At 60.0% G+C, this 21,112-nt stretch carries 22 protein-coding genes; 15 read left to right on the forward strand and 7 right to left on the reverse strand.

The genetic code is table 11. The annotated features are described in order from the left end of the window. The first annotated feature begins 73 nt into the window (after positions 1–73). From HBJ59_RS12895 to HBJ59_RS12910, 4 genes are all read left to right on the forward strand, one after another. On the forward strand, positions 74–694 hold the full coding sequence (locus HBJ59_RS12895) for a TetR/AcrR family transcriptional regulator (RefSeq protein WP_076016624.1): 621 nt from the start codon (positions 74–76) through the stop codon (positions 692–694). A gap of 189 nt (positions 695–883) precedes the next feature. After that, on the forward strand, positions 884–1,942 hold the full coding sequence (locus HBJ59_RS12900; protein ID WP_167663747.1) for a diguanylate cyclase: 1,059 nt from the start codon (positions 884–886) through the stop codon (positions 1,940–1,942). 239 nt (positions 1,943–2,181) lie between these two features. Next, positions 2,182–3,501 carry a PAS domain-containing methyl-accepting chemotaxis protein gene (locus HBJ59_RS12905; RefSeq protein WP_076016625.1) on the forward strand — a complete coding sequence of 440 codons (1,320 nt, stop codon included), beginning with the start codon at positions 2,182–2,184 and terminating at the stop codon, positions 3,499–3,501. Between the two features lie 80 nt (positions 3,502–3,581). Next, on the forward strand, positions 3,582–4,097 hold the full coding sequence (locus HBJ59_RS12910; RefSeq protein ID WP_167663748.1) for a DUF1003 domain-containing protein: 516 nt from the start codon (positions 3,582–3,584) through the stop codon (positions 4,095–4,097). On the opposite strand, the gene HBJ59_RS12915 is transcribed toward HBJ59_RS12910, so the two are convergent. Beyond that, positions 4,094–4,975, reverse strand: coding sequence for a LysR family transcriptional regulator (locus HBJ59_RS12915; protein WP_178124267.1), 882 nt, complete (start codon positions 4,973–4,975; stop codon positions 4,094–4,096). The two genes, HBJ59_RS12910 and HBJ59_RS12915, sit on opposite strands and share 4 nt — an antisense overlap. Before the next feature lie 79 nt (positions 4,976–5,054). On the opposite strand from HBJ59_RS12915, the gene HBJ59_RS12920 reads away from it, so the two are divergent. Both HBJ59_RS12920 and HBJ59_RS12925 read left to right on the forward strand, forming a co-directional pair. Continuing rightward, on the forward strand, positions 5,055–5,750 hold the full coding sequence (locus HBJ59_RS12920; protein ID WP_167663749.1) for a CTP synthase: 696 nt from the start codon (positions 5,055–5,057) through the stop codon (positions 5,748–5,750). Then, positions 5,747–6,070, forward strand: a complete 324-nt coding sequence (locus HBJ59_RS12925) for an antibiotic biosynthesis monooxygenase (protein ID WP_167663750.1) — start codon at positions 5,747–5,749, stop codon at positions 6,068–6,070. Before HBJ59_RS12920 ends, HBJ59_RS12925 begins: the two co-directional genes overlap by 4 nt. 206 nt (positions 6,071–6,276) lie before the next feature. On the opposite strand, the gene HBJ59_RS12930 is transcribed toward HBJ59_RS12925, so the two are convergent. Then, positions 6,277–6,600 carry a DUF2025 family protein gene (locus HBJ59_RS12930; RefSeq protein ID WP_167663751.1) on the reverse strand — a complete coding sequence of 108 codons (324 nt, stop codon included), beginning with the start codon at positions 6,598–6,600 and terminating at the stop codon, positions 6,277–6,279. Between the two features lie 231 nt (positions 6,601–6,831). On the opposite strand from HBJ59_RS12930, the gene HBJ59_RS12935 reads away from it, so the two are divergent. Further along, on the forward strand, positions 6,832–7,959 hold the full coding sequence (locus HBJ59_RS12935) for a glycerophosphodiester phosphodiesterase (protein ID WP_167663752.1): 1,128 nt from the start codon (positions 6,832–6,834) through the stop codon (positions 7,957–7,959). Then, positions 7,960–8,655, forward strand: coding sequence for an AraC family transcriptional regulator (locus HBJ59_RS12940; RefSeq protein ID WP_167663753.1), 696 nt, complete (start codon positions 7,960–7,962; stop codon positions 8,653–8,655). Positions 8,656–8,697: 42 nt separating this feature from the next. Here the strand turns inward: HBJ59_RS12940 and HBJ59_RS12945 are convergent, their stop codons facing one another. Then, positions 8,698–9,576 (reverse strand): sterol desaturase family protein, encoded by an 879-nt coding sequence (locus HBJ59_RS12945; protein WP_167663754.1) that lies wholly within the window; start codon positions 9,574–9,576, stop codon positions 8,698–8,700. Between the two features lie 140 nt (positions 9,577–9,716). On the opposite strand from HBJ59_RS12945, the gene HBJ59_RS12950 reads away from it, so the two are divergent. The 5 genes from HBJ59_RS12950 (at position 9,717) to rlmF (ending at position 14,858) form a co-directional block, all read left to right on the forward strand. Further along, positions 9,717–10,022 carry a PepSY domain-containing protein gene (locus HBJ59_RS12950; RefSeq protein WP_076016633.1) on the forward strand — a complete coding sequence of 102 codons (306 nt, stop codon included), beginning with the start codon at positions 9,717–9,719 and terminating at the stop codon, positions 10,020–10,022. Between the two features lie 185 nt (positions 10,023–10,207). Continuing rightward, complete coding sequence (locus tag HBJ59_RS12955) at positions 10,208–11,383, forward strand: GAF domain-containing sensor histidine kinase (protein ID WP_167663755.1); 1,176 nt, start codon at positions 10,208–10,210, stop codon at positions 11,381–11,383. A 100-nt stretch (positions 11,384–11,483) separates the two neighbouring features. Beyond that, positions 11,484–12,506, forward strand: coding sequence for a transporter (locus tag HBJ59_RS12960; protein ID WP_167663756.1), 1,023 nt, complete (start codon positions 11,484–11,486; stop codon positions 12,504–12,506). A gap of 281 nt (positions 12,507–12,787) precedes the next feature. Continuing rightward, entirely contained in the window at positions 12,788–13,750 is a 963-nt protein-coding gene (locus HBJ59_RS12965; RefSeq protein WP_167663757.1) for an IS110 family transposase, read from the forward strand. 85 nt (positions 13,751–13,835) lie between these two features. Beyond that, entirely contained in the window at positions 13,836–14,858 is a 1,023-nt protein-coding gene (gene rlmF / locus HBJ59_RS12970) for a 23S rRNA (adenine(1618)-N(6))-methyltransferase RlmF (protein ID WP_167663758.1), read from the forward strand. Positions 14,859–14,921: 63 nt separating this feature from the next. On the opposite strand, the gene HBJ59_RS12975 is transcribed toward rlmF, so the two are convergent. Beyond that, positions 14,922–15,203 carry an HU family DNA-binding protein gene (locus HBJ59_RS12975; protein ID WP_017476062.1) on the reverse strand — a complete coding sequence of 94 codons (282 nt, stop codon included), beginning with the start codon at positions 15,201–15,203 and terminating at the stop codon, positions 14,922–14,924. Between the two features lie 396 nt (positions 15,204–15,599). Between HBJ59_RS12975 and yejK the strand changes: the two genes are divergently transcribed. Both yejK and HBJ59_RS12985 read left to right on the forward strand, forming a co-directional pair. Continuing rightward, a complete protein-coding gene (gene yejK, locus HBJ59_RS12980) occupies positions 15,600–16,604 on the forward strand; it encodes a nucleoid-associated protein YejK (protein WP_003212745.1) in 1,005 nt (334 codons plus the stop codon). Further along, positions 16,604–16,954 carry a glutaredoxin family protein gene (locus HBJ59_RS12985; RefSeq protein ID WP_167663759.1) on the forward strand — a complete coding sequence of 117 codons (351 nt, stop codon included), beginning with the start codon at positions 16,604–16,606 and terminating at the stop codon, positions 16,952–16,954. Before yejK ends, HBJ59_RS12985 begins: the two co-directional genes overlap by 1 nt. Before the next feature lie 92 nt (positions 16,955–17,046). On the opposite strand, the gene HBJ59_RS12990 is transcribed toward HBJ59_RS12985, so the two are convergent. The 3 genes from HBJ59_RS12990 to HBJ59_RS13000 all read right to left on the reverse strand — a co-directional run bounded on the left by HBJ59_RS12990 (position 17,047) and on the right by HBJ59_RS13000 (position 21,107). Further along, on the reverse strand, positions 17,047–19,287 hold the full coding sequence (locus HBJ59_RS12990; RefSeq protein WP_167663760.1) for a TonB-dependent receptor: 2,241 nt from the start codon (positions 19,285–19,287) through the stop codon (positions 17,047–17,049). A 273-nt stretch (positions 19,288–19,560) separates the two neighbouring features. Next, positions 19,561–20,550 carry a FecR family protein gene (locus tag HBJ59_RS12995; RefSeq protein WP_167663761.1) on the reverse strand — a complete coding sequence of 330 codons (990 nt, stop codon included), beginning with the start codon at positions 20,548–20,550 and terminating at the stop codon, positions 19,561–19,563. Further along, complete coding sequence (locus HBJ59_RS13000) at positions 20,547–21,107, reverse strand: RNA polymerase sigma factor (protein WP_076017617.1); 561 nt, start codon at positions 21,105–21,107, stop codon at positions 20,547–20,549. The genes HBJ59_RS12995 and HBJ59_RS13000 overlap by 4 nt, the downstream gene beginning before the upstream one ends. Between the last annotated feature and the right edge of the window lie 5 nt (positions 21,108–21,112).

Here is a 21,112-nt window from a genome sequence, read left to right on the forward strand (position 1 = left end):
TTTCTAGATTGCAACAAAACCGGTAGCAAGTAAACTACCGAGTGTAATTTTCCTTTCAGAGCCGAAATCCCCCATGACTGCACCTCAGCGCCTCACCGACCGTAAACGCGAAGCCATCGTGGCAGCCGCCATCGCCGAGTTTCGGGACAACGGTTTCGAGGTCACCAGCATGGACAAGATCGCCGCCACTGCGGGGGTTTCCAAGCGCACGGTGTACAACCACTTCCCCAGCAAGGAAGAACTGTTCGCCGAGATCCTGCATCAACTGTGGGCCAGCAGCGTTGCGCAACTGGACGTCAGCTATGCCAGCGACCGCCCGTTGCGCGAGCAATTGCGCGGGTTGCTGCAAGCCAAGATGAAGATGATGTCGGACGCCAACTTCCTCGATCTGGCCCGTGTGGCGATTGCCGCCACCATCCACTCGCCGGAACGCGCCCAGGACATGGTCAACCGCCTGAGCAAGCGCGAAGAAGGGTTCACCCAATGGGTGCGCGCCGCCCAGGAAGATGGCCGGTTGAGCTGCACCGACCCATGCTTCGCCGCCCACCAAGTGCAAAGCCTGCTCAAGGCTTTCGCCTTCTGGCCACAGATCACCCTGGGCCAGCCGACCCTGGACGCCGCCGCTCAAGCGGACGTCATCGAGTCGGCCATCGACCTGTTCCTGGCGGGCTATGAGGTCGTGCCGCAGCACTGATCTGTTGCAGGAACGACATCTAGGGTCGTTTTTTGCTGATTCGGCGTATGTCCTTTGCAAATGGCCTGGAAGGACACTGATTATTCCCACGGGAATAACTGACAATATTCACACGGATTATCCGACCAGTGGTTTTCCCGATCACGTGTGCCGTTGTACCTGCGAAAAAAAGAATCGACCCAGGAATTTATGGAAAACCAACGAGGCAAAGGGCTGTCATTTGCCAGACGTATCTACAAGCCAAGGATCATCGGCTTGGGCATCGGCTGCATCAGCGTCATCGCTGCGCTTTACCCACTGCAAATGCCAGGTTGGGTCTGGGCGTTGCTGCTGTTCAATGGATTTGGCTGGGCGCACCTGGCGTACCAACTCTCGACCCGTTCCGACTTCCCCTACAAGGCTGAGCGACGAAACCTGCTCTACGACTCGCTGCTCGGCGGGTTTTGGGCTGCCACCACGCAGTTCACGCCCCTTACCGCCGTGACCATCCTGTCGATGATGGCCATGAACAACGTCGCCGCCGGCGGCAAACGCCTGTTTCTCCACGGCATCGTGGCGCAACTGGCGGGCATCGGCGTGGCATGGCTGTTATTCGGAATCAGGTTCAATCCCAACGTCAGCCTGGTCCAGGTCTACGCTTGCCTGCCGATGCTGACGTTGTATCCCATGGCCCTGGGCATGGTCTGCTACCGCCTGGCGATCAAGTTGTCGGAACACAAACGTGCCCTGAGCGCCCTGAGTCGCACCGACAGCCTCACCGGCCTGCTCAATCACGGCTCGTGGAAAGACCTGCTGCACCTGAAGTTTCACAAGTGCCAACAACAAAACGTCCACGCCACCATCGCGCTGATCGATATCGACCACTTCAAGCAAATCAACGACAGCTACGGGCACATCATCGGTGACCAGGTCCTGCGCCAACTGAGCCTGGAACTGCGTCGCAACCTGCGGGAAAACGACCTGGCCGGGCGTTACGGCGGCGACGAATTCTGTGTGATTCTTCCGGACATGCCTCTGGAGCAAGCGGCGCAAGTCATGGAGCGCATGCGCGAAGTGTTCAGCAACTACCGTCATCCGGAAATCCCCGAGCTGCGGGTCAGCCTGAGCATCGGCCTGGCTTCGTTCCAACCGGCCTTCACCGACGCGGCCATGTGGCTCAACGCGGCGGACCGCGCGCTGTATGCGGCCAAGGACACCGGCCGTAACCGGGTGAATGTCAGCGACTATGTGGTCGCCCATAGCGCCTGAATCCCGCCGACTGCACCTCGTCTGAATTAAACGCGACCATCACCAAGCGATAGCATAATGCCGCCATTGGTCGGCGACTATAGAACTTCTTGCCCCCATAACGACTCAGAACCCGCTGTTCCACCCCTCTGTCAGCACAAGGAAGCTGGCAATGAGCACGTTTGCCGTAGGCTTAAGCCATACGGTGGCAGGCGCCCCCATGGATACCCCTGACGCTTGCTTCCCCCGAGCACACGACCATGCTATTCAACGCCCATAAAAAAACCATCAGTACCTTGCACGCCACCATTGCCCAGCAAGCCAGCCTTCTCGAAGCCATCGACCGCTCCATGGCGGTGATCGAATTCGATCTGCAAGGCACTGTCCTGCGGGCCAACGAGAACTTTCTCAAGGCCATGGGTTACAACGCCGATCAAGTCGTGGGCCAGTCCCACCGCCTGTTCTGTACCTCGGCCTTTGCCCGCAGCGCCGAATACGCCCAGCTGTGGACGCAACTGCGCAACGGCCAGTTCCAGTCCGGCACCTTTGAACGAATCACCAGCAGCGGCCAGCCGATCTGGCTGGAGGCCAGCTACAACCCGGTGCGTGACGAGTCCGGCAGCGTGGTGAAAGTGGTGAAGTACGCCATGGACGTCACCCCGAAAATGCAGGCCGAGAGCGAAGCCAACGCCAAGTTGCAGGCCATCGACCGCGCCATGGCGGTGATCGAATTCAACCTCGACGGCACCATCATCAGCGCCAACCAGAATTTCCTGCATCGCATGGGCTATACCCTGGCTCAAGTCCAGGGCAAACATCACCGCATGTTCTGCAAACCCGAGCTGGCCAACAGCAGCGCCTACAGTGATTTCTGGCGACGGCTGAACCAGGGTGAGCTGTTCAACGGCCAGTTCGAGCGCATCGACAAAAACGGCCAGGTCCTGTGGCTGGAAGCCAACTACAACCCGGTGTACGACGCCAGCGGACGCCTGTGCAAGGTGGTGAAGTACGCCTCCGACGTCACGGCCATGGTGGAGAAACACGCCGCCGATGCGCAAAGCGCGACCCAGGCTTATCACATCTCGCTGCAAACCCGGGACATCGCCGAAAAAGGCGCCGAGGTGATCCAGCAGACCGCCACGGGCATGCGTGAGATTGCCGCCAACATCGACGGTTCTTCCGCGCTGATCGCCAAGCTGGGCGAGCGTTCGCAGCAGATCACCGCCATCGTCAACACCATTCGCGGGATTGCCGACCAGACCAACCTGCTGGCCTTGAACGCTGCCATCGAAGCAGCACGCGCCGGCGAACAAGGGCGCGGCTTTGCGGTGGTGGCCGATGAGGTCCGGCAGTTGGCGGCGCGCACCAGCGGTTCAACGGCTGAGATCTCGTCGATGATCGAGATGATCCAGACCGAAACCCGCCAGGCCATCGACAGCATGGACGGCACCCGCGACCGCGCCGCCCAGGGCGTAGAGCTGGCCAACCAGGCCGGCACAGTGATCCTGCAGATTCGCGAAGGCGCCAGCGAGGCGGTGCAGGCCGTCAGTGCGTTTGCCAATGAACGGGGCAACCGGTAAGCGACAGGCTTCTTCATGTGCCCGGTCAAGGGCTCGGTCTATAGTGGTGGCTTGTCTTACGCCACGGATTCGAGCCCGCCATGACCCCGGATAAACCTGAAGCCAACGTTGACCATCTGCGTTTTCACCGTAAACACGCCCATCTCGCGCCGACCTTTGGCAGCGACACTTTTGCGCTGAAAGCCGAAGCCTTCGCGCGCTTCTTTGGCACGCCGACGTTCCTGGGGGCGCAAACGGCAATCGTGATTTTGTGGGTCGTGCTCAACGTGACCGGTATCACGCACTTTGACGTGTATCCATTCATTCTCTTGAACCTGGCGTTCAGCCTGCAATCAGCCTATGCCGCGCCTTTGATTCTGCTGGCCCAAACCCGCCAGGCCGCACGGGACAAGGCCCAGTCCGACGCCGACGCCCAGCACCGCGAAGCCCTGGCCGTGGCCAACACCGAACGCCAGGCCCAGGCGGCGCAGACCACCAAGCAATTGATGGAACTGCTGGAACAGAACACCAAGCTCACCGAGATGACCAAGCAACTGACCGAACGCATCGAAGGGTTGACCACCGAGATGCACGAGCACTTCGTGCGCAAGACTTAATGGGGCAAGCGCACATGCTGGCCCAACTGATCAAATAACGTCACCACCGAGCGCAACGCCCGGCAATCAGGTCGCGTGAGCAGCCACAGGGCTGTGTCGTGCCCCACCAGCGGCGGGCTCAACGGTTGCAGGCCTGCGCCCAGCAAGTAATCCGGCAACGCAGCCACGCCGAGCCCGGCGCGCACCAGTTCGGTCACTGAGACCATGCTGTTGCAGCGGTAGGCCGGCATCACTCCAGGCAAATGCTGGCGCCGCCAGGTGACGGTGGGATGATCCGGCAGGAAGTCATCCGGCGCGATCCAGCTCAGGGCGGCCAGCTCTTTGCCTGCATGCTGGCGGGCATAGTCGGCGCTGGCACACACTCGATACGACACCGTGCCCAGGCAACGTCCTACCAGATGTTCGGGTGGAGCCTTGGTCAGGCGCAAGGCGATATCCGCATCGCGGCGGCTGAGGTTGGCAAAGTCATTGGAGGTGCTCAGCTCCAGGGTCAGCGCGGGGTAGCCGGGCATGAACTGCGCCAGGGCCGGCAGCAACAGTGACTGCAACACCGAATCCGTGCACGTCAGGCGCACCGTGCCGCTGATCACTTCACCGCCCTGCTCGACCCCCACACGTGCCGCTTCCAGCGCCTGTTCGGCACGTTCAGCCTGTTCGGCGAGGGTGGTGGCCAAGGTGGTGGGCAGGTAGCCGGCGCGGCTCTTTTCGAACAGTGTCTGGCCCAGCGCCGCCTCCAGCCGCCGCACCGCGCGAAACACCGTCGACACATCCACCCGCAGCAACCCCGCTGCACGGGCAAGCGTGCCGCCTCGCACCAACGCGAGGATCAGGGAAAGGTCGGAGTAATCGATCCGATAGTGCGTCGCTGCATTGAACATGTGGGCCAACGCCAATATTGATTGCGTGAGCGCCAATCTATAGTGAGCGCCAGGACTCAACAAGCCACGGATACCCTCGATGAATAAAACCACCCTGCACCTGGCCCTGATCGGCGACTACGATGCACAAGTCACCGCCCACCTGGCCATTCCCTTGGCGTTGCAACAGGCCGGCGCGGCGTTGGGCCTGACGGTGCGGTTCGATTGGCTGGCCACCGACACGATCAAATCCACCGAACAATTGCAGCACTACGATGGCTTCTGGTGCGTCCCCGCCAGCCCTTACCGTGACCTCGACGGCGCCCTGCTGGCCATCCGTTATGCCCGCGAACAGCGGCGGCCTTTCCTCGGCACCTGCGGCGGTTTTCAACACGCGGTGCTGGAATATGCCCGCAACGTGATGGGCTGGGCCGACGCAGAACACGGCGAACTGGCCCCCGACTCGCCGCGCGCGGTGCTTACGCCACTGACCTGTGCGCTGGTGGAAGCGACTGACACCATCCGCTTGATGGCCTATACCCGCATCGCCGAGGCCTACGCCACTCTCGATATCCATGAAGGCTACCGTTGCCGCTATGGCATCAACCCTGAATTCGAAAGCGCGCTACTGGAGGCCGACCTGATTGCCAGCGGCCATGACTCGGCGGGCGACCTGCGAGCGGTGGAGCTGCTGGACCATCCGTTTTTCGTCGCCACCCTGTTCCAGCCGGAACGTGCGGCCCTGAAAGGCATCACACCGCCGCTGGCAGTTGCACTGCTCAAGGCCTGCGTATGATCGCCAAAACACCCAAGCCGCCGTACTACGCAGTGATCTTCAGTTCCCTGCGCACTGAAGGCGACAACGGCTACGGACAAGCCGCCGACCGCATGCTGGAACTGGCCCGGCAACAACCTGGCTTTCTCGGCGTGGAATCGGCACGCGGTGAAGATGGCCTGGGCATCACCGTGTCCTACTGGAACAGCGAAGCCGCGATTCTGTCCTGGAAGCAGCACGCCGAACACACCGAGGTGCGCGAACAGGGGCGCTCCACCTGGTACTCGGCGTGCCATACGCGGGTGTGCAAGGTGGAGCGGTCTTACGCGTTCGAGCGCTGAAACATCAACCTGTGTAAAACACTTAATGTGGACAAGGAAGGCTCTGTAGTGAGGGAGCTCCTGTGGCGAGGGAGCTTGCTCCCGCTGGAGTGCGCAGCGCTCCCAAGATTTTGGGGCCGCTACGCAGCCCAGCGGGAGCAAGCTCCCTCGCCACAGCAAGCTCCCTCGCCACAAAAAGCGCTCTAGCCGCAGGGACAATGTGGCGTTCAACCCACCAGACTGCGCACCGCACTGATCTGTGGAATTTCCACCCGGCGCATGTACACCCGCAGCGGTTCTGTGATGTTGATGCGGTCGTCGATGTTCTGGTCCAGCAACAACTGGATCCGCTCGCGGGACAAAGTCATGGCCTGCTCGTCAACCGGCTGCCAGACAAACTCGGAGGTTGGGATGATGCCGTCGTCGGCCACGTCCATGCCGAAGGCGTCTTCGCTGAAACGGACGATGTACTGGTGGGTCTTGCGGTTCAGGCCGACAAAACCGTGGAGTTGGTCGGCGGCCTGACAGATAAGCTCGGAGGTGATGCGCATGGTAAACCTCACTGAAAAGTCCTTTTTGGACTGGAAAGATGGTTTACACGCGTGGCAGATAATCTGCCCTCTGATGGGGCAGCTGATGGCAAGAGTACTGCATGGCACAGCACAAAAGTGCAGAAAAATGGCTCGTGAACACGTTAATGTCGGTTTGGTGATAGCGCCATTCGCAAGCAATTGTTAAAAAGGAGCCCTTCTCAAAGTTACCTCCACGAAAGGACTTCGCTTATGCCTGTCACGTTTACCAAGAGTGCCCTGCTGCTGGCCTTGATGCTGGGCCTTGGCCACGCACAGGCGGCAAGCCCGATCAGCCCTACCGAATTGGCCACCAACGAAGGCATTCCGCACCCCGCGGTGATTGCCCACCGTGGCGCCTCCTTTGATGCACCGGAATCCACCGCCGCCGCCTACAAAGTCGCGCGCGACCTGGGCGCCGACTACCTGGAAATGGACCTGCAGCGCAGCAAGGACGGCGTACTCTTCGCCCTGCATGACAACAACCTGCAACGCACCACCGACGTCGCCACCAAATTCCCAGAGCGCAAGGACAGCCCGGCCAACGAGTTCACCTGGGCCGAGCTTAAAACCCTGGACGCCGGCAGCTGGTTCAACGCCGCCTACCCGGATCGCGCCCGCCCTGGTTTCGTCGGCTTGAAAATCCTGAGCCTGGACGAAATCATCAAGATCGCCGAAGGCAACCCGCAGCACAAACCCGGCCTGTACATCGAAACCAAAGAGCCGAAGCAATTCCCGGGTATCGAAGCCGACCTGAAGAACAAGCTGCTGGATAAAGGCTGGTTGAGCTCCACCGGCTCCAACCAGGCCCAGAAAAACATCGGCGTCGGCCAGGGCAAGGGCCGCGTGGTGCTGCAAACCTTTGAAAAGGACAGCCTCAAAGAACTGCAAAAAGAGATGCCCAACACCCCGAAAATCCTGCTGTTGTGGGTCGGTGAAGGCAGCATTGAGCCAAAATCCAAGGTGACCTTCGCCGAGTCCGGCGAGCCAAGCAAAGCCGCCTACTACGCCAAGCAAGAACCCAAGGACGCCGCCGAGTTCGAAAAATGGGTCGACGAGGCCAAGAGCCTGGGCGCCATCGGTACCGGCCCTTCGGCACAGCTGACCAACCTGGGAGACCAGAGCTATTCCGACCTGGTCAAACCCGAGATGAACCAGTTGACCCACGACAAGGGCCTGCTGGTGCACGTGTATACCGTGGATGAGCCGGTGGACTTCGACAAGGTGATGAAAGCCGGCGTCGATGGCATCTTCACCAACCGCGCCGCCGAACTGCTGAAGTACTACAAGCGCTGGCCGTCCTCGAGTGTGGCCGATCTGCTGCAGGACAACGGTTACTGAGTGAGTTCCGAATGGTCAGGTCGCCTGTGGCTGGGGCCTGATTACGGGCTGATCCTGGGTATTGCGGGGCGCACCGCGCCCCATGCGCACTATGCCCATCAGTTGATGTTCTCCCCGGGCGAGCCGATCACGGCCAGCCTCGATGGCCGTGTCACCACGGCCCATCGCCTATTTATCCCTTCAAGAATGCCCCACGCCCTCCTCCACGCCGACGGAGAGGTGTTGATGGTGTATGCCGAACCCGGCGCTTTTGAACTCGACCTTTTGCAGGCGGCCCTGGCCGAGAGTGAACTGTCTCTGGAATCGCTCGAGCGCACGCTGCGCCAATTGCCGAGACGCGCACTGGAAGATGCCCGGGTGGAGCGCGCGCTGTTGGCGCTGGATCAGCAACTGAGCGGCAAGGTCTCGGCCCAAGCCCTGGCCCAGGCGGCACATGTTTCGTTGAGCCAACTGGAGCGTTTGTTCGCCAACCAACTGGGTTTGCCCGTGCGCCGCCTGGTGCTGTGGCGGCGCTTGCGTGTGGCGCTGGGACTGGCGCTGGGCGGCAGCACCTTGACCGAGGCCGCCCATGGCGCCGGGTTCGCTGATTCGGCGCATTTTTCCCGGACCATGAAGCAACTATTTGGCGTCACGGCCGGGGCGTCGTTGCGCAACCTGCAACTGACACTGCTCCCACTGATGACGCGAGCATCCTGAATGAACGCGGTGCCCTCAGGTTTTTCGCGAGCAAGCTCGCTCCTACAGTCGGTCGGTGGGAACCGGCGGCTCCTTGCTCAATCGCACAGCCCTGAATGGATCGCGCAGCTGCGCCACATACTCCCGCGGAAAATCCGGCCGGCTGCCAATCCCCAGATCGCCCTGCCCCATTCGATAGTCATGGCTGTAAAACGCCGTGCCCAACAGCCAATCCCACAGATTGAAAAACAAGCCAAAATTCACATCCCCCGCCCGGCCATATTTCATGTGATGAAAACGATGCACCGGCGCCCAGGCGAACACCCAGCGCAGCGGCCCCAGGCGCATGTCGACATTGGAATGCTGCAACAGCAGTTGAACGGCAATCGCCAGGGCCAGCAGCAGCGCAACGTCCGTGGGAATGCCCAGCAGGATCAGCGGCAACAAACCCGCCGTGGCTTCGAGCATCTGGTGCAACGGATGCTTCATCAAGCCATTGAAACCGTACAACCGCTGCACGCTGTGATGCACCGCATGCAGGCGCCACAAGGCGGCGACTCGGTGGCTGGCGTAATGCATCAGGGTGATGCCCGCATCGGCGATGAAGATCGCCAGCAGCAATTGCTCCCAGAGCGGCCACGCCCGCGGCCATACGCCGTCAACGGCCAGCAACGCGGTCAACACCGGCAAGATCAACAAGCCCGCTGCATTGAGACCTTCATTGACCAACGCATGAATCAAGTCGCGACAACGATCACCTTGGTTGCGATTCCACTGCGGCTCATAGGGCAACCACCACTCCGCAATAAACGACACCACCACCGCGCAGACAAATACCAGTGCCAGCCATTGCGGCGCGTTCACCTGTATCAGCCACAGCGCCCACCCGATAAATCCCACCCAGAACAAGGGCGCGTAGGCCCAGGCCATTAACTGTTTCATCTGTGCCTCCCATGATTGAGACGCCAGCATGAAACCCCGCACTCCGCCGCCGATTGAACAAACGGCGCAATTTTAAGGGAGAGTTAAGTTGCGCTGGTTAACCTGATCCCACTTAAACAGCTCACCCCAAGGAATACACCATGAAAAACCTGACCGCTCTGTTCGCTGCTACCGCCCTGACGCTTACTGCAGGTTTCGCCCAGGCCGATGTTCGCCCGGACCATATTCCGGGCCTGCTCAAGTCCGGCGCCATCATGGATTTCGAAAAACTCAACGCCAAGGCAGTGGCCCAGCACAAAGGCGCCACCATCGTTGACACCGAACTGGAAGACAAAGCCGGCCGCCTGGTCTACGAGACCGAACTGCGTGACACCGCCAATGTGAAGTGGGATGTGAAGCTGGATGCCAAGACCGGTGAAGTCCTGGAAAACAAGCAAGACACCTGAGTTAAACCCTAAAAACGCCGCGCCGCCTTCGGGCCGCGCGGCTTTTTTATGCGCGTTGGTCGCCCAGAAGAGCAAATAGTCTAATTAGCGTGAACGAATTTGTACCTTGCGCCGCCAAGCTCGCTAGAATCCCAACCACCAGCCAAGGCACAACGCCAGCAGCATCAGGATCGAGACCGCGCGCCATGGGGCAAAAAGCCGCCGACATTGCCACCATTGGCCGAATCAGCGCTGTGCCGGCGATTCTGCAGGTGATCAGTGAAATGACCGGCTTGCGTTTCGCGGCCGTAGCGCGGGTCACCGACGATTCATGGACCGCCTGCGCCGTGCGCGACCAACTGGACTTCGGCCTGCCCGTGGGTGGCGAGTTGGACCTGACCACCACCCTGTGCCACGAAATCCGCGGTTCCCACGTCTCGATCGTGATCGACAAAGCCAGCGAAGACCCGCTGTATCGCGACCACCACACGCCACGCATCTACCACTTTGAAAGCTACATCTCGGTGCCGGTGTTCCGCACCGACGGGCGTTTCTTCGGCACCATCTGCGCCCTGGACCCGAATCCGGCGCAGCTGCGCAGCAGCACCATCCAGTCCACCATGGAGTCGTTTGCCCGGGTGCTGTCGCTGCAAATCGAAGCCGAAGAAAGCCTCCAGCAAACCGAAGCCGACTTGCAGCAGGAGCGGGAAACCGCCGAACTGCGGGAACAGTTCATCGCCGTGCTTGGCCACGACCTACGCAACCCGTTATTCGCGATCAACGTCGGCGCCGAACGCCTACTGCGCAAACACCCGGACCCGGCCACCGACACGCTGGTGCGGCACATGCTGGCCAGCGGCCGCCGGGCCTCGCAACTGGTGGAAGACGTACTGGACTTTGCCCGCGGGCGAATGGGCAGCGGCATCCCGGTGAACATCAGTGAATGCACTGGGCTTGAAGACACATTGCAGCATGTGGTGGAAGAGGTGCAGCACGTGCATCCAAAGCGGCTGATTCACGCCAGCATCGGCAATCTCAACGGTGTGAAAGGCGACCGCGAACGTCTGGCGCAATTGCTCTCCAACCTGGTGGCCAACGCCATCAGCCACGGCAACCCGGAAGGGCCGGTTGAAGTCAGTGCGCAGGTCAACGCCGGCACGTTTGAGTTATCGGTGAAAAACCTTGGGCTGATCAGTGACCAAGCCATGCCACTGCTGTTCCAGCCCTACTCCCGACCGACGGGCGCCCTGCCCCAGGCCGGGTTGGGCCTGGGTTTGTACATCGTCAAACAGATTGCCGACGCCCACGGCGGGCGGCTGGAAGTTTCTTCCCACGAGCAGGACGGCACGGTGTTTACCTTCAGCTTGCCCACTGGCGATTGACGCTCACCTCGAACCGTCACAAAACCGTCAAATACCCTTGCCATGATGCGCTCAAGTGAACCTGTGAAACCTCCTACAGGCACTTTCCCTGCGAGCGTCCATGAACCACAGCATCGACCACAGCCACCAGGACTCGGACCTGTTTGGTTTGCTTTACGGTTTTCGTTTTCGCCCCGGTGAAAAGGGCGAACAGATTGACTCAGCCACCGCCCTGGCGGCCTTGCAGCAACCCGGTGACCCCGAAGAGTTTCTGTGGCTGCACCTGAACCTGGCCCACGCCGCCTGCGAACGCTGGATGCAGGCGCACCTGAATCTGCCGGAAGAATTCTTTGAAGCCTTGCACGAAGGCTCGCGCTCCACCCGTATCGAACACGTGGACTCGGCGTTGCTGGCGGTGGTCAACGACGTGGTCTTCAACTTCAGCAGCATGGTGTCTTCAGACATTTCCACCTTATGGGTGTGCGCCCGCAGCCGGCTGCTAATCAGCGCGCGCCTGCAACCGCTGCACTCGGTGGACAAGCTGCGCTCGTCGGTGAAGGCCGGCGAGCGCTTTCGCTCGCCGCTGGAACTGCTGGTGCATTTACTGCGGGACCAGGGCGAAGTGCTGACGCAGATCGTGCGCAAGACCAGCCTCAGCGTCGACCAGATCGAGGACCAGTTGCTGTCGTCGCGCCTGTCCACCAACCGCGCCGAACTGGGCGCCGCGCGCCGGGTGCTGGTGCGCCTGCAACGGCTGCTGGCGCTGGAGCCGGGCTCGTTGCTGCGGCTGCTCAACCGCCCGCCGCAATGGTTACAGAAGGAAGACGTGAAGGAGCTGCGCAAATCCACCGAGGAGTTTGCGCTGATCATCAACGACCTGATGGCGTTGGGTGAGCGCATCAAGCTGCTGCAGGAAGAGATCGCCGCCAACCTCAACGAGCAGAGCAACCGTACGCTGTTCACCCTGACCGTGGTCACGGTGCTGGCGTTGCCGATCAACATCATTGCCGGCTTTTTTGGCATGAACGTTGGGGGCGTGCCGCTTTCCACTGACCCGGAAGGCTTCTGGATTCTGGTGGCGCTGGTGGCGACGTTTACCCTGATTGCCGGACGCTGGGCGTTTCGCAAGCGCAAGGATTATTGAATTTGAAATGCGCTCAATGTGGGAGCTGGCTTGCCTGCGATAGCGGTGGTGACTGATACACCGCTATCGCAGGCAAGCCAGCTTGTATGGTTAGACTTGTAGGGGTGGTGGGACTAAAAGCCAGCATCTGACTCTAGCCAGTACAGACCGTGGGAGACTTCGCCCCACCCCTTCACCAAAGCGCCGATAAGGAATGCATCGGCCATGACCGACGATAGAAGCAAGCCAGCGCAACGGTGAAGCCCCGACAAGCCCATAAACCCTAACCCGGAGCGTTTTTCATGGCAATGACTGTCTTGCAATCAATCATCGGCGTGGATGTCGCTAAGGCTGAAGTCGTGGCCTGTCACTTTGAAACAGACGAATTGAAGATTGTGCCGAACAATAAAACCGAGCTGAAGGCGTGGCTCAAATCTCTGCCCGAGGGCAGTGGCATCGCGATCGAAGCGACCAATATCTATCACCTGGATACGGTCAACTTGGCTCATGGGATGGGCCATATGGTTTACGTGATTGATGGCTACCGTCTTAATCACTACCGCAAAAGCACGGGTGGGCGGGCGAAAACAGACGCCAGCGATGCGCGTTTACTGGCCCGTTATTTGAAAAATGAGCAGGCTGATTTACGTGCCTGGAACCCGCCGCCGAAGGTCTATACCAAGCTTCAAAGCTTGCTTCGCCGACGGGCAGCGTTGGTGAAGATGCGAGTTGGCCTTAACCAAAGCTGGGCAGGTGAGCCACTACTTAAGGCCTCATCAAAAAGTGTCTCAGCCTGCCTTGCGAGACACGAAGGGCTTATTGAAAAACGGATATTAGATGCCATCACTGAGGCAGGTCTGTTGCATCAGATCAAACGCTGCCAGGCCGTTGAGGGGATTGGTTTTCTCACTGCGGTAGCACTGACGATGGCGTTTCAACGAGGCGAGTTTGAAAGTGCCGATGCCTATATCGCGTTCCTAGGAATGGACTTGAGGGTGTCTGACTCGGGGCAAATGAGCGGACGTCGATCACTGAGTAAAAAGGGGGACTCGGAGATCCGTCGGTTGCTGCATAACGCGGCGTCAGCAGGTATCAAGTCAAACGCTTGGAAACCGCTCTATCAAGGCTATCTGGGCAGAGGCCTGAAAACGACTCAGGCCTTGGTTATCATCGCTCGCAAGCTAGCGCGTATCGCGTTCTCCCTCATGAAAAACCAAAGTGAATACCAGTCGAAAGCGGTTTTGGGGGCTTCCCCTAAACCATAGAATCTCCCACATTTGACCGAGTTCGACTCAAGAATGTGGGACAATGCCCGCCACTTTGAGCCAAATTCCAGAATCGACGCAGCCCATGACCGCCCCCAGCACACCCAAAGCACCGCGCAAGAAGCCTAAATCCACTACGCCGGCCAAGCCCGTCGTTCCGCGCAAAGAGGCCACCTTGCACCCGCGTAACCGCCACCAGGGCCGTTACGACTTCCAGGCGCTGATCAAGACCACGCCGGAACTGGCGCAATTCGTGATCATCAACCCGTACGGCAAGGAAAGCATCGACTTCGCCAGCCCCGACGCGGTGCGGGTGTTTAACCGGGCGTTGCTCAAGGCGTTCTACGGCATCAATCACTGGGACATCCCGGCTGATTACCTGTGCCCACCGGTCCCGGGGCGTGCCGACTACGTGCACTTCCTCGCCGACCTGCTGGCCAGCGTCAACGAAGGCGTGATCCCCCGTGGCGCGCCAGTGAAGGTGCTGGACATCGGCATGGGCGCGAACTGCGTCTACCCGTTGATCGGCTACAGCGAGTACCGCTGGAATTTCCTCGGCTCGGAAGTCGACCCGACGGCCGTGGCGGCCGCCAAGGCGATCGTGCAGTCCAACGGGCTGAACAAGGCCATCCAGTTGCGCCAGCAAACCAATCCCAAGCAGATCCTGCTGGGCCTGCTGGAGCCGGGTGAGCGGTTTGACCTGACCATGTGCAACCCGCCCTTCCACGCGTCCATGGATGAAGCAACCAAGGGCAGCGAGCGTAAATGGCGAGCACTGGGCAAGGCTGATCCGAAGCGCAAGTTGCCGGTACTGAACTTCGGTGGCCAGTCGGCGGAATTGTGGTGTGAAGGCGGTGAAGCGCGGTTTGTGACGCAGTTGATCGCTGAAAGCACGCATTTCCAACATAAAGTCCTGTGGTTCAGCACTCTGGTGTCGAAAGCGTCAAACCTGCCGGCGATCCAGACCGCGCTGAAAAAGGCCGGTGTGCTGGAGAGCCAGGTGGTGGAGATGTCCCAGGGCCAGAAGCAGAGCCGCTTTGTTGCCTGGACCTTCCAGACCCCGAGCGAGCAACAGGTGTGGCGCCAGCGTTGGGCGCGCAAGGATTAAAAACCGCAGGCAACAAAAAACCGTGCCCGGATCGCTCCGGAGCACGGTTTTTTTTGCTGCGTCTTACTTGTTAACAGCGTCGGTCAGGCTTTTTGCCACAACCAGCTTGATAACTTTCTTGGCAGCGATTTCGATGGCAGCGCCAGTCGAAGGGTTACGGCCAGTACGGGCAGGACGCTCAGTCACTTTCAGTTTGCCAACGCCTGGCAGAGTGATTTCGCCGCCGTTTTCCAGCTGATCAGCAACGATCTGGCTCAGTTGTTCAATCACTGCACGCACTTGAACTTTGGTGGCGCCAGTGGATTCAGCCAGATCAGCGATCAGTTGGTCTTTAGTAATAGCCATTGTGGTGTTCCTTCCCTATCAAATTCATTTGGATTGCAGAGTGCAGTGTCAGCCATCGAGCCCTGCCATCAAGGCCTGGCACCCAAGGGCTATAACCACGAAGATCGGGGTTATAGATACCTGAAACCGGGTTTGGTTCGACCTGACAAATGCTGAATGCACGCTTAACGCCCAGACTGCGCGTAAGACGGGGCAAAACTAGCACAGAGACGGGGAAATATCCGCCTCAACATACCCATTTGGTCAGCTTTATCGCTCTAAACCGTGAAAAAAAGGCATATGGCCCGTCGGAGGGCTCTCAAAATGCCCTCCGAACAACGCCATCCCTAGCGGGTGCGGTACACTGGCGACTTTTTCCGGGAGCTCAACCACTCCCCTTCACCTGCCGAGAAGCCCATGCCGATCCGTCATTGCATCGTCCACCTGATCGACAAAAAACCCGACGGCACACCCGCAGTTCTCCACGCCCGCGACTCCGAGCTTGCCGAGTCGGCCGCGATCGAGAACATGCTTGCCGACCTCAACGAGAGCTACAACGCCAAACAAGGCAAGGCCTGGGGCTTTTTCCATGCCGAGTCCGGCGCGCACCCGTTCAGCGGCTGGTTGAAGGAATATTTTGACGGCGGGAAGGATTTCACCGCGTTCAGCCGCATTGCCGTGGAACACCTGCAAAAGCTGATGGAAGAATCCAACCTCTCTACCGGCGGCCACGTGCTGTTTGCCCATTATCAACAGGGCATGACCGATTACCTGGCGATCGCCCTGCTGCACCACAGTGAAGGCGTGGCGGTGACCGACCAACTGGACGTGACGCCGTCGCGCCACCTCGACCTTGGCCAACTGCACCTCGCGGCGCGGATCAACGTGTCCGAGTGGCAGAACAACAAGCAGTCCAAGCAGTACATCTCCTTTATCAAGGGCAAGAACGGCAAGAAGGTCTCGGAGTACTTCCGCGACTTTATCGGCTGCCAGGAAGGCGTGGACGGCCCGGGCGAGACCCGCACCCTGCTCAAGGCCTTCAGCGACTTCGTCGAAAGCGAAGACTTGCCGGACGAGTCCGCCCGCGAGAAAACCAAGACCCTGGTGGACTACGCCAGCAGCCAGGCCAAGCTCGGCGAGCCAATGGGCCTGGAAGAGTTGTCTGGGTTGATCGATGAAGATCGGCCAAAAGCCTTCTACGATCACATCCGCAACAAGGACTACGGCCTGTCGCCGGAAATCCCGGCGGATAAACGCACCCTGAACCAGTTCCGTCGCTTCACCGGCCGCGCCGAAGGCTTGTCCATCAGCTTTGAAGCGCATCTGTTGGGCGACAAGATCGAATACGACGAAGCCGCCGGCACCTTGATCATCAAGGGCCTGCCGACCCAGTTGACCGACCAGCTCAAGCGTCGCAACTGATGCTGGGCGGGGTTCTGAAAAAAGTCCTGCTGGTGTTGCTGGTGGTGGTGGTTTTCCAGAACTGGGGCAAGATCGAGCGGCTGTTCAACCCCTCCCAGGTGGTGCCGGAGCAGACACGCGCGGCGGCGCGTGTGGTGCTGTATTCCACTGAGTGGTGCGGCTACTGCAAGCAGATCCGACGTTTTCTGGATTCGAAAGGGATTCCCTACCGGGAGTTTGATATCGACAAGGACGCCCAGGCGCGCAAGGCGTACGAGGCACTGGGCGGCGGCGGGATTCCATTTGTGGACGTGAACGGCACGCTGATTCGCGACTACAACCCTGAAGCGATCATGGCTGCGCTGAAGTAAGCCAGACCGTGCGGCCTGCACCAGAACCTGTGGCGAGGGAGCTTGCTCCCTCGCCACAGGCCATTCGCGGCCATTCATAACCGTATAGAACCCTAGAAATTGGCTTCCAGGGAAACCATCGCCGTACGCTCTTCACCCACGTTGTAATACGCCGAACTGGCCGTCAGGCCATTCACCGGCGCCGAGTTGAACGACACCGTACGTGCCGAGCTCAAGTATTCCTTATCAAACACGTTGAGCATCGAGAAGCGCAGCGCAGCCGACTTGAAGACCTTCTTGTCCACAGGCAAGTAGATACCGGCGTTGAGGTCAAACACGGTGCGCCCGGAGATTTTCTCGTTGTTGGTCAAATCGCCGTAGAACGCCCCGACATACTTGCCGGCAACGTTGCCGTAGTAGCGCTTGTCGTCGTAACCAAACACCAGGTTGAGCATGTTTTCCGGCACGTTGGCCAACTGGTTGCCCTTGGTCGGCAACAGCACGTTCTTGCTGACAAAATCGTCCTGCTGCTCGGACTTGGTATAGGTGTACGACGCGTAGTAGTTGAAGTTGTAAGGCAGCAGGCCGCTCCACTCCAGCTCCAGGCCTTTGTTGGTCACATCACCAACGTTGGCCATCACGTAGTCACCGTTCAAGTCGGTGGTCGACAACTGGCGATCCTTGAAGGTGATGTAGAACAGGGTGGCGCTCAGCGCCATTTTTTCTTCGGTGTAGCGCCAGCCCAGTTCCTGGTTCCAGCTCAACTCGGGGTTGAGGTTAAGGGAGTCACCCTTGTTGTACAGCACGTAGTTCTGCGGGGTGCGCATGTTGCGGGTGACGTTGTAGAACGCCTGGTTGCTCTCGTCGACCTGGTACTTGGCACTGAAGTTCGGCAGGAACTGATGGTAACGAGCGTTACGCTTTTCCGGCTTGTCGTACAGGCTGCCCAGGTTGTCGCCGTCACGCTCGACGTACTGGTAGGCCAGCCCGCCGACAAAACTCAGGTCTGGCGTGGCTTGCCAGCTGTCCTGCACCCACAGTTTCTGGGCCGGGGTCACGGTGTACTGGTGGCGGCCCTGGACGGTCTTGCCGTTCTTGTCGACCACCTGGCCGCCGCTGTTGTAATCACCCCAGATGTCGTCCGGTGCACCTTCGCTGTTGATCCCGATATACGGCTGGGTCTGGCGCTGGCGAGCGCGCTCGTACCAGTAGCCGTAATCCAGGCTGTGCTCTTCGTTGATGTCCCATTTCATTTTGACCGTGACACCTGGGCGCCAGGTTTCGGTCCAGGACGGCCGGTAGTAGTTGGCCGACTTGAGGTTACCCAGGTCGTAGTTACCGGCCTTGTCGGACTTCGGCCCCAGGTTGGTCGCGGTCTGGCCGCTGAAACTACCGCCGTTGCCCCAGTAATAGTAAGGCGCAACTGTCAGGGCCAGGTCATCACGCAAGCGCCAGCGCTGGGTGAAGGTGGTCATGACACTTTCGAAAGGGTTGCGGTTGAGCTTGTAGGAAGACGACAGCAAGCCGTTTTTGTAGACCGGGGTTTCCGAGTAATCCAGGCGCCGCCCCTGTTGTTGGAACTGGGCCTTGCTCAGGGTGTTGTAGTTGTAGTTTTCCTGCTTGTTGTACTTCATCGTGAAGTTGCTGGAGTTGCCATTGTCGTCTTCGAACAGCGTGCTCCACTCCACCTTGTCACCGCGCACAGTACCCTTGCCACGCCACTTGTCGCCTTCGGTGTGAGAGGCCGAGACCCAGCTCTTGAAGCCGCCCAGGTCGCCGGTGTTGAGCCGTGCGAAAGACTTTGTCAGGTTGTTCGAGCCGATGGATTGTTTGACGAACAAGCCTGGCTCTTTGGTCGGCCGGATCGTGACCATGCCGATGTTGCCGCCGCTGGAACCAATGTGCGGGCCGTCCGCTTCGGAGGAGCCTTGGGTGACAAACACTTCGCCGACGTTTTCCGGGTCGCCCAGCTGGTTGGCGTACACACCGTAGCTACCGGAGTCGTTGATCGGCACGCCGTCCATGGAAACCCCGACCTGGTCGGAGTTCATACCCCGCATGGTGAAGCTGGTGCCGCTCATGCCGCTGGCGTCATCGTTCGAAACGTTAATGCCCGGCGTGTATTTGAGCTTGTCGATGGCGTTGGCCGTCGGGGACATTTCGTCCATGGCTTCCTTGGTCACGGTGGACCGGGCCTTGGCGCTTTCTTCCTGAATCATGTGGCCGGTGCCCAGGGTACGTTCGCCGGCGACGTGCACCGAACCGACATCCTGGGAGTCGTCTGCCAGAACCAGCGGCGCAAAGCCGCCCAGGCCCGATGCTAAAAGCAGGGCGTAGAGTTTGTTGTAGGTCACGAGTAGATCCCTTACATGCATCCATCTGTTGTTATGGGGGAGGTCTTGGCGATTTGGGCTGGGTGAACAGCGCCGCCAATCTTCCTGACCACCTGCTCAGGAATCCGAGGATCATCCGTGCATCACGTAACGGTTTGGTTACAGGTTTTGGCGATTGCGATGAAGGTTAAATGAAAGGTCTACGGACACCGAGGTGCCAAAGCATGGGGATCTTCAAGGAGGAAAGGTGCAAGTAATGACAGTGCTACGCCATTGCAGCGTAGCAACCTGTATCTAGCGCAATACGATCATCCGACCGAGCAGCGTGTGCTGTTCAAACCCCAGGACGGCCTGCAGCGCGTTGAGTACCGCTTGCGGATCCTTGCTCGGGAAACTGCCGCTGACGCGGCGCGTGCCGAGGTCTTCGTTGAGCAGCAGAATGCGCCCGGGGTAGTAACGACCGAGGTCTTGCACCACGTCGGCCAGGGGCGTCTTGTAGTAGTTGAGCCAACCGTCGCGCCAGGCCAGGCGCGATTCGCTGTCGACTGCGTGCAGCTCATCGGCGACACCATCGGCGTAGGCCACTTGCTGGCCGGCCGTCAGAATCTGTTGCTGAGCATACTTCGACGGCGTAACCCCAACCCGGCCGGACAACACCGTCACCTGCGCACCCGCCGGTTGCAGGCGCACTTCAAACTGCGTGCCGAGCACCCGCGCTTCGCCGCTGCCGGCCTCGACCACGAAGGATTCGCCCGTGTGGGTCACACTGAAAAAACCGGCGCCACGGCGTAGCTGGATATGGCGCTCGCCATGCTTGAAATCCACGGAGATCGCGCTGTCGGCGTCCAGGGTAACCAGGCTTTTATCGGCCAGGGTCACGGTCTTCACCTCACCCGGCGCGGTGACGTAATCCGCGCCGAAGTCATCGACCCAGCGTGACGGCTGCCAGCCGGCGCCCATCGAGATCATCACCAGCAGGCAGGCGGCCATGGCCAGGGCGCCAGACCAGCGCCGCACGCTGGAGCGCTTTGAGGTATTCATCGCGTTCAAGTAACCCTGCAGCGCCAGGGCATCCTCATCCGCCAACGTTCTGGCCGGTACTTCACTCAATTCCCACAGCACCTGGGCCTGGGCATAGGCCTCGACATGCGCCGGGTCGGCCCGCAGCCAATGGCTGAACGTGGACTGGTCGCCACTGCTGGGCTGGTCGTGCAACAAGCTCAGCCAGGCCAATGCGGCCTGTTCCTGGTCGGGCGTCGGGGTGACGCGGGCAGTGGCGTTCACGGGGCTTTCCTTGGCGATGGTTCACGAAGGCTGGCCTTACAGGCTTCGAGCGCGCGCATCATATGTTTTTCCACGGCACTTTGGGACAGGCCCATGGCCTTGGCGATTTCCGCGTACTTGCGGCCATGGATGCGGTTGAGCAGGAAAATCTGTCGGGTGCGCTCCGGCAAGCTGCGCAGGGCCGCTTCGACATGGCGCAGATCATTGCCCGCCTCCAGCGCAGCCTGGGGCTCGGAGCCCTGGTTATCCTGTTGTTCCGGCAGCCAGCCTTCACTGCTGCGCACCCGGGCGCCTTCGCTGCGCAGGTGATCGATGGCGATATTGCCGGCACAACGCAGCAGGTAGGTGCTGAGCTCCTCGACCTGCACCAGTGGCCGGCGCCAGAAGCGCAGGAACAAATCCTGCACCAGGTCCGCCGCCGTCGCACGGCAACCCACGCGGCGGCTGACCAGCGCTTCCATCTGCGAGCGCTGGGACAGGAACACTTGCAGGAAATGCGCCCGTCCGCCTGCCGCGTCTGCGTGCTGCTCTTTGGATTCGGGAGGCGTGATGATCATCAACG

Source organism: Pseudomonas sp. AN3A02 (assembly GCF_011765255.1).
In the GTDB taxonomy this organism is placed as follows: Bacteria; Pseudomonadota; Gammaproteobacteria; order Pseudomonadales; family Pseudomonadaceae; genus Aquipseudomonas.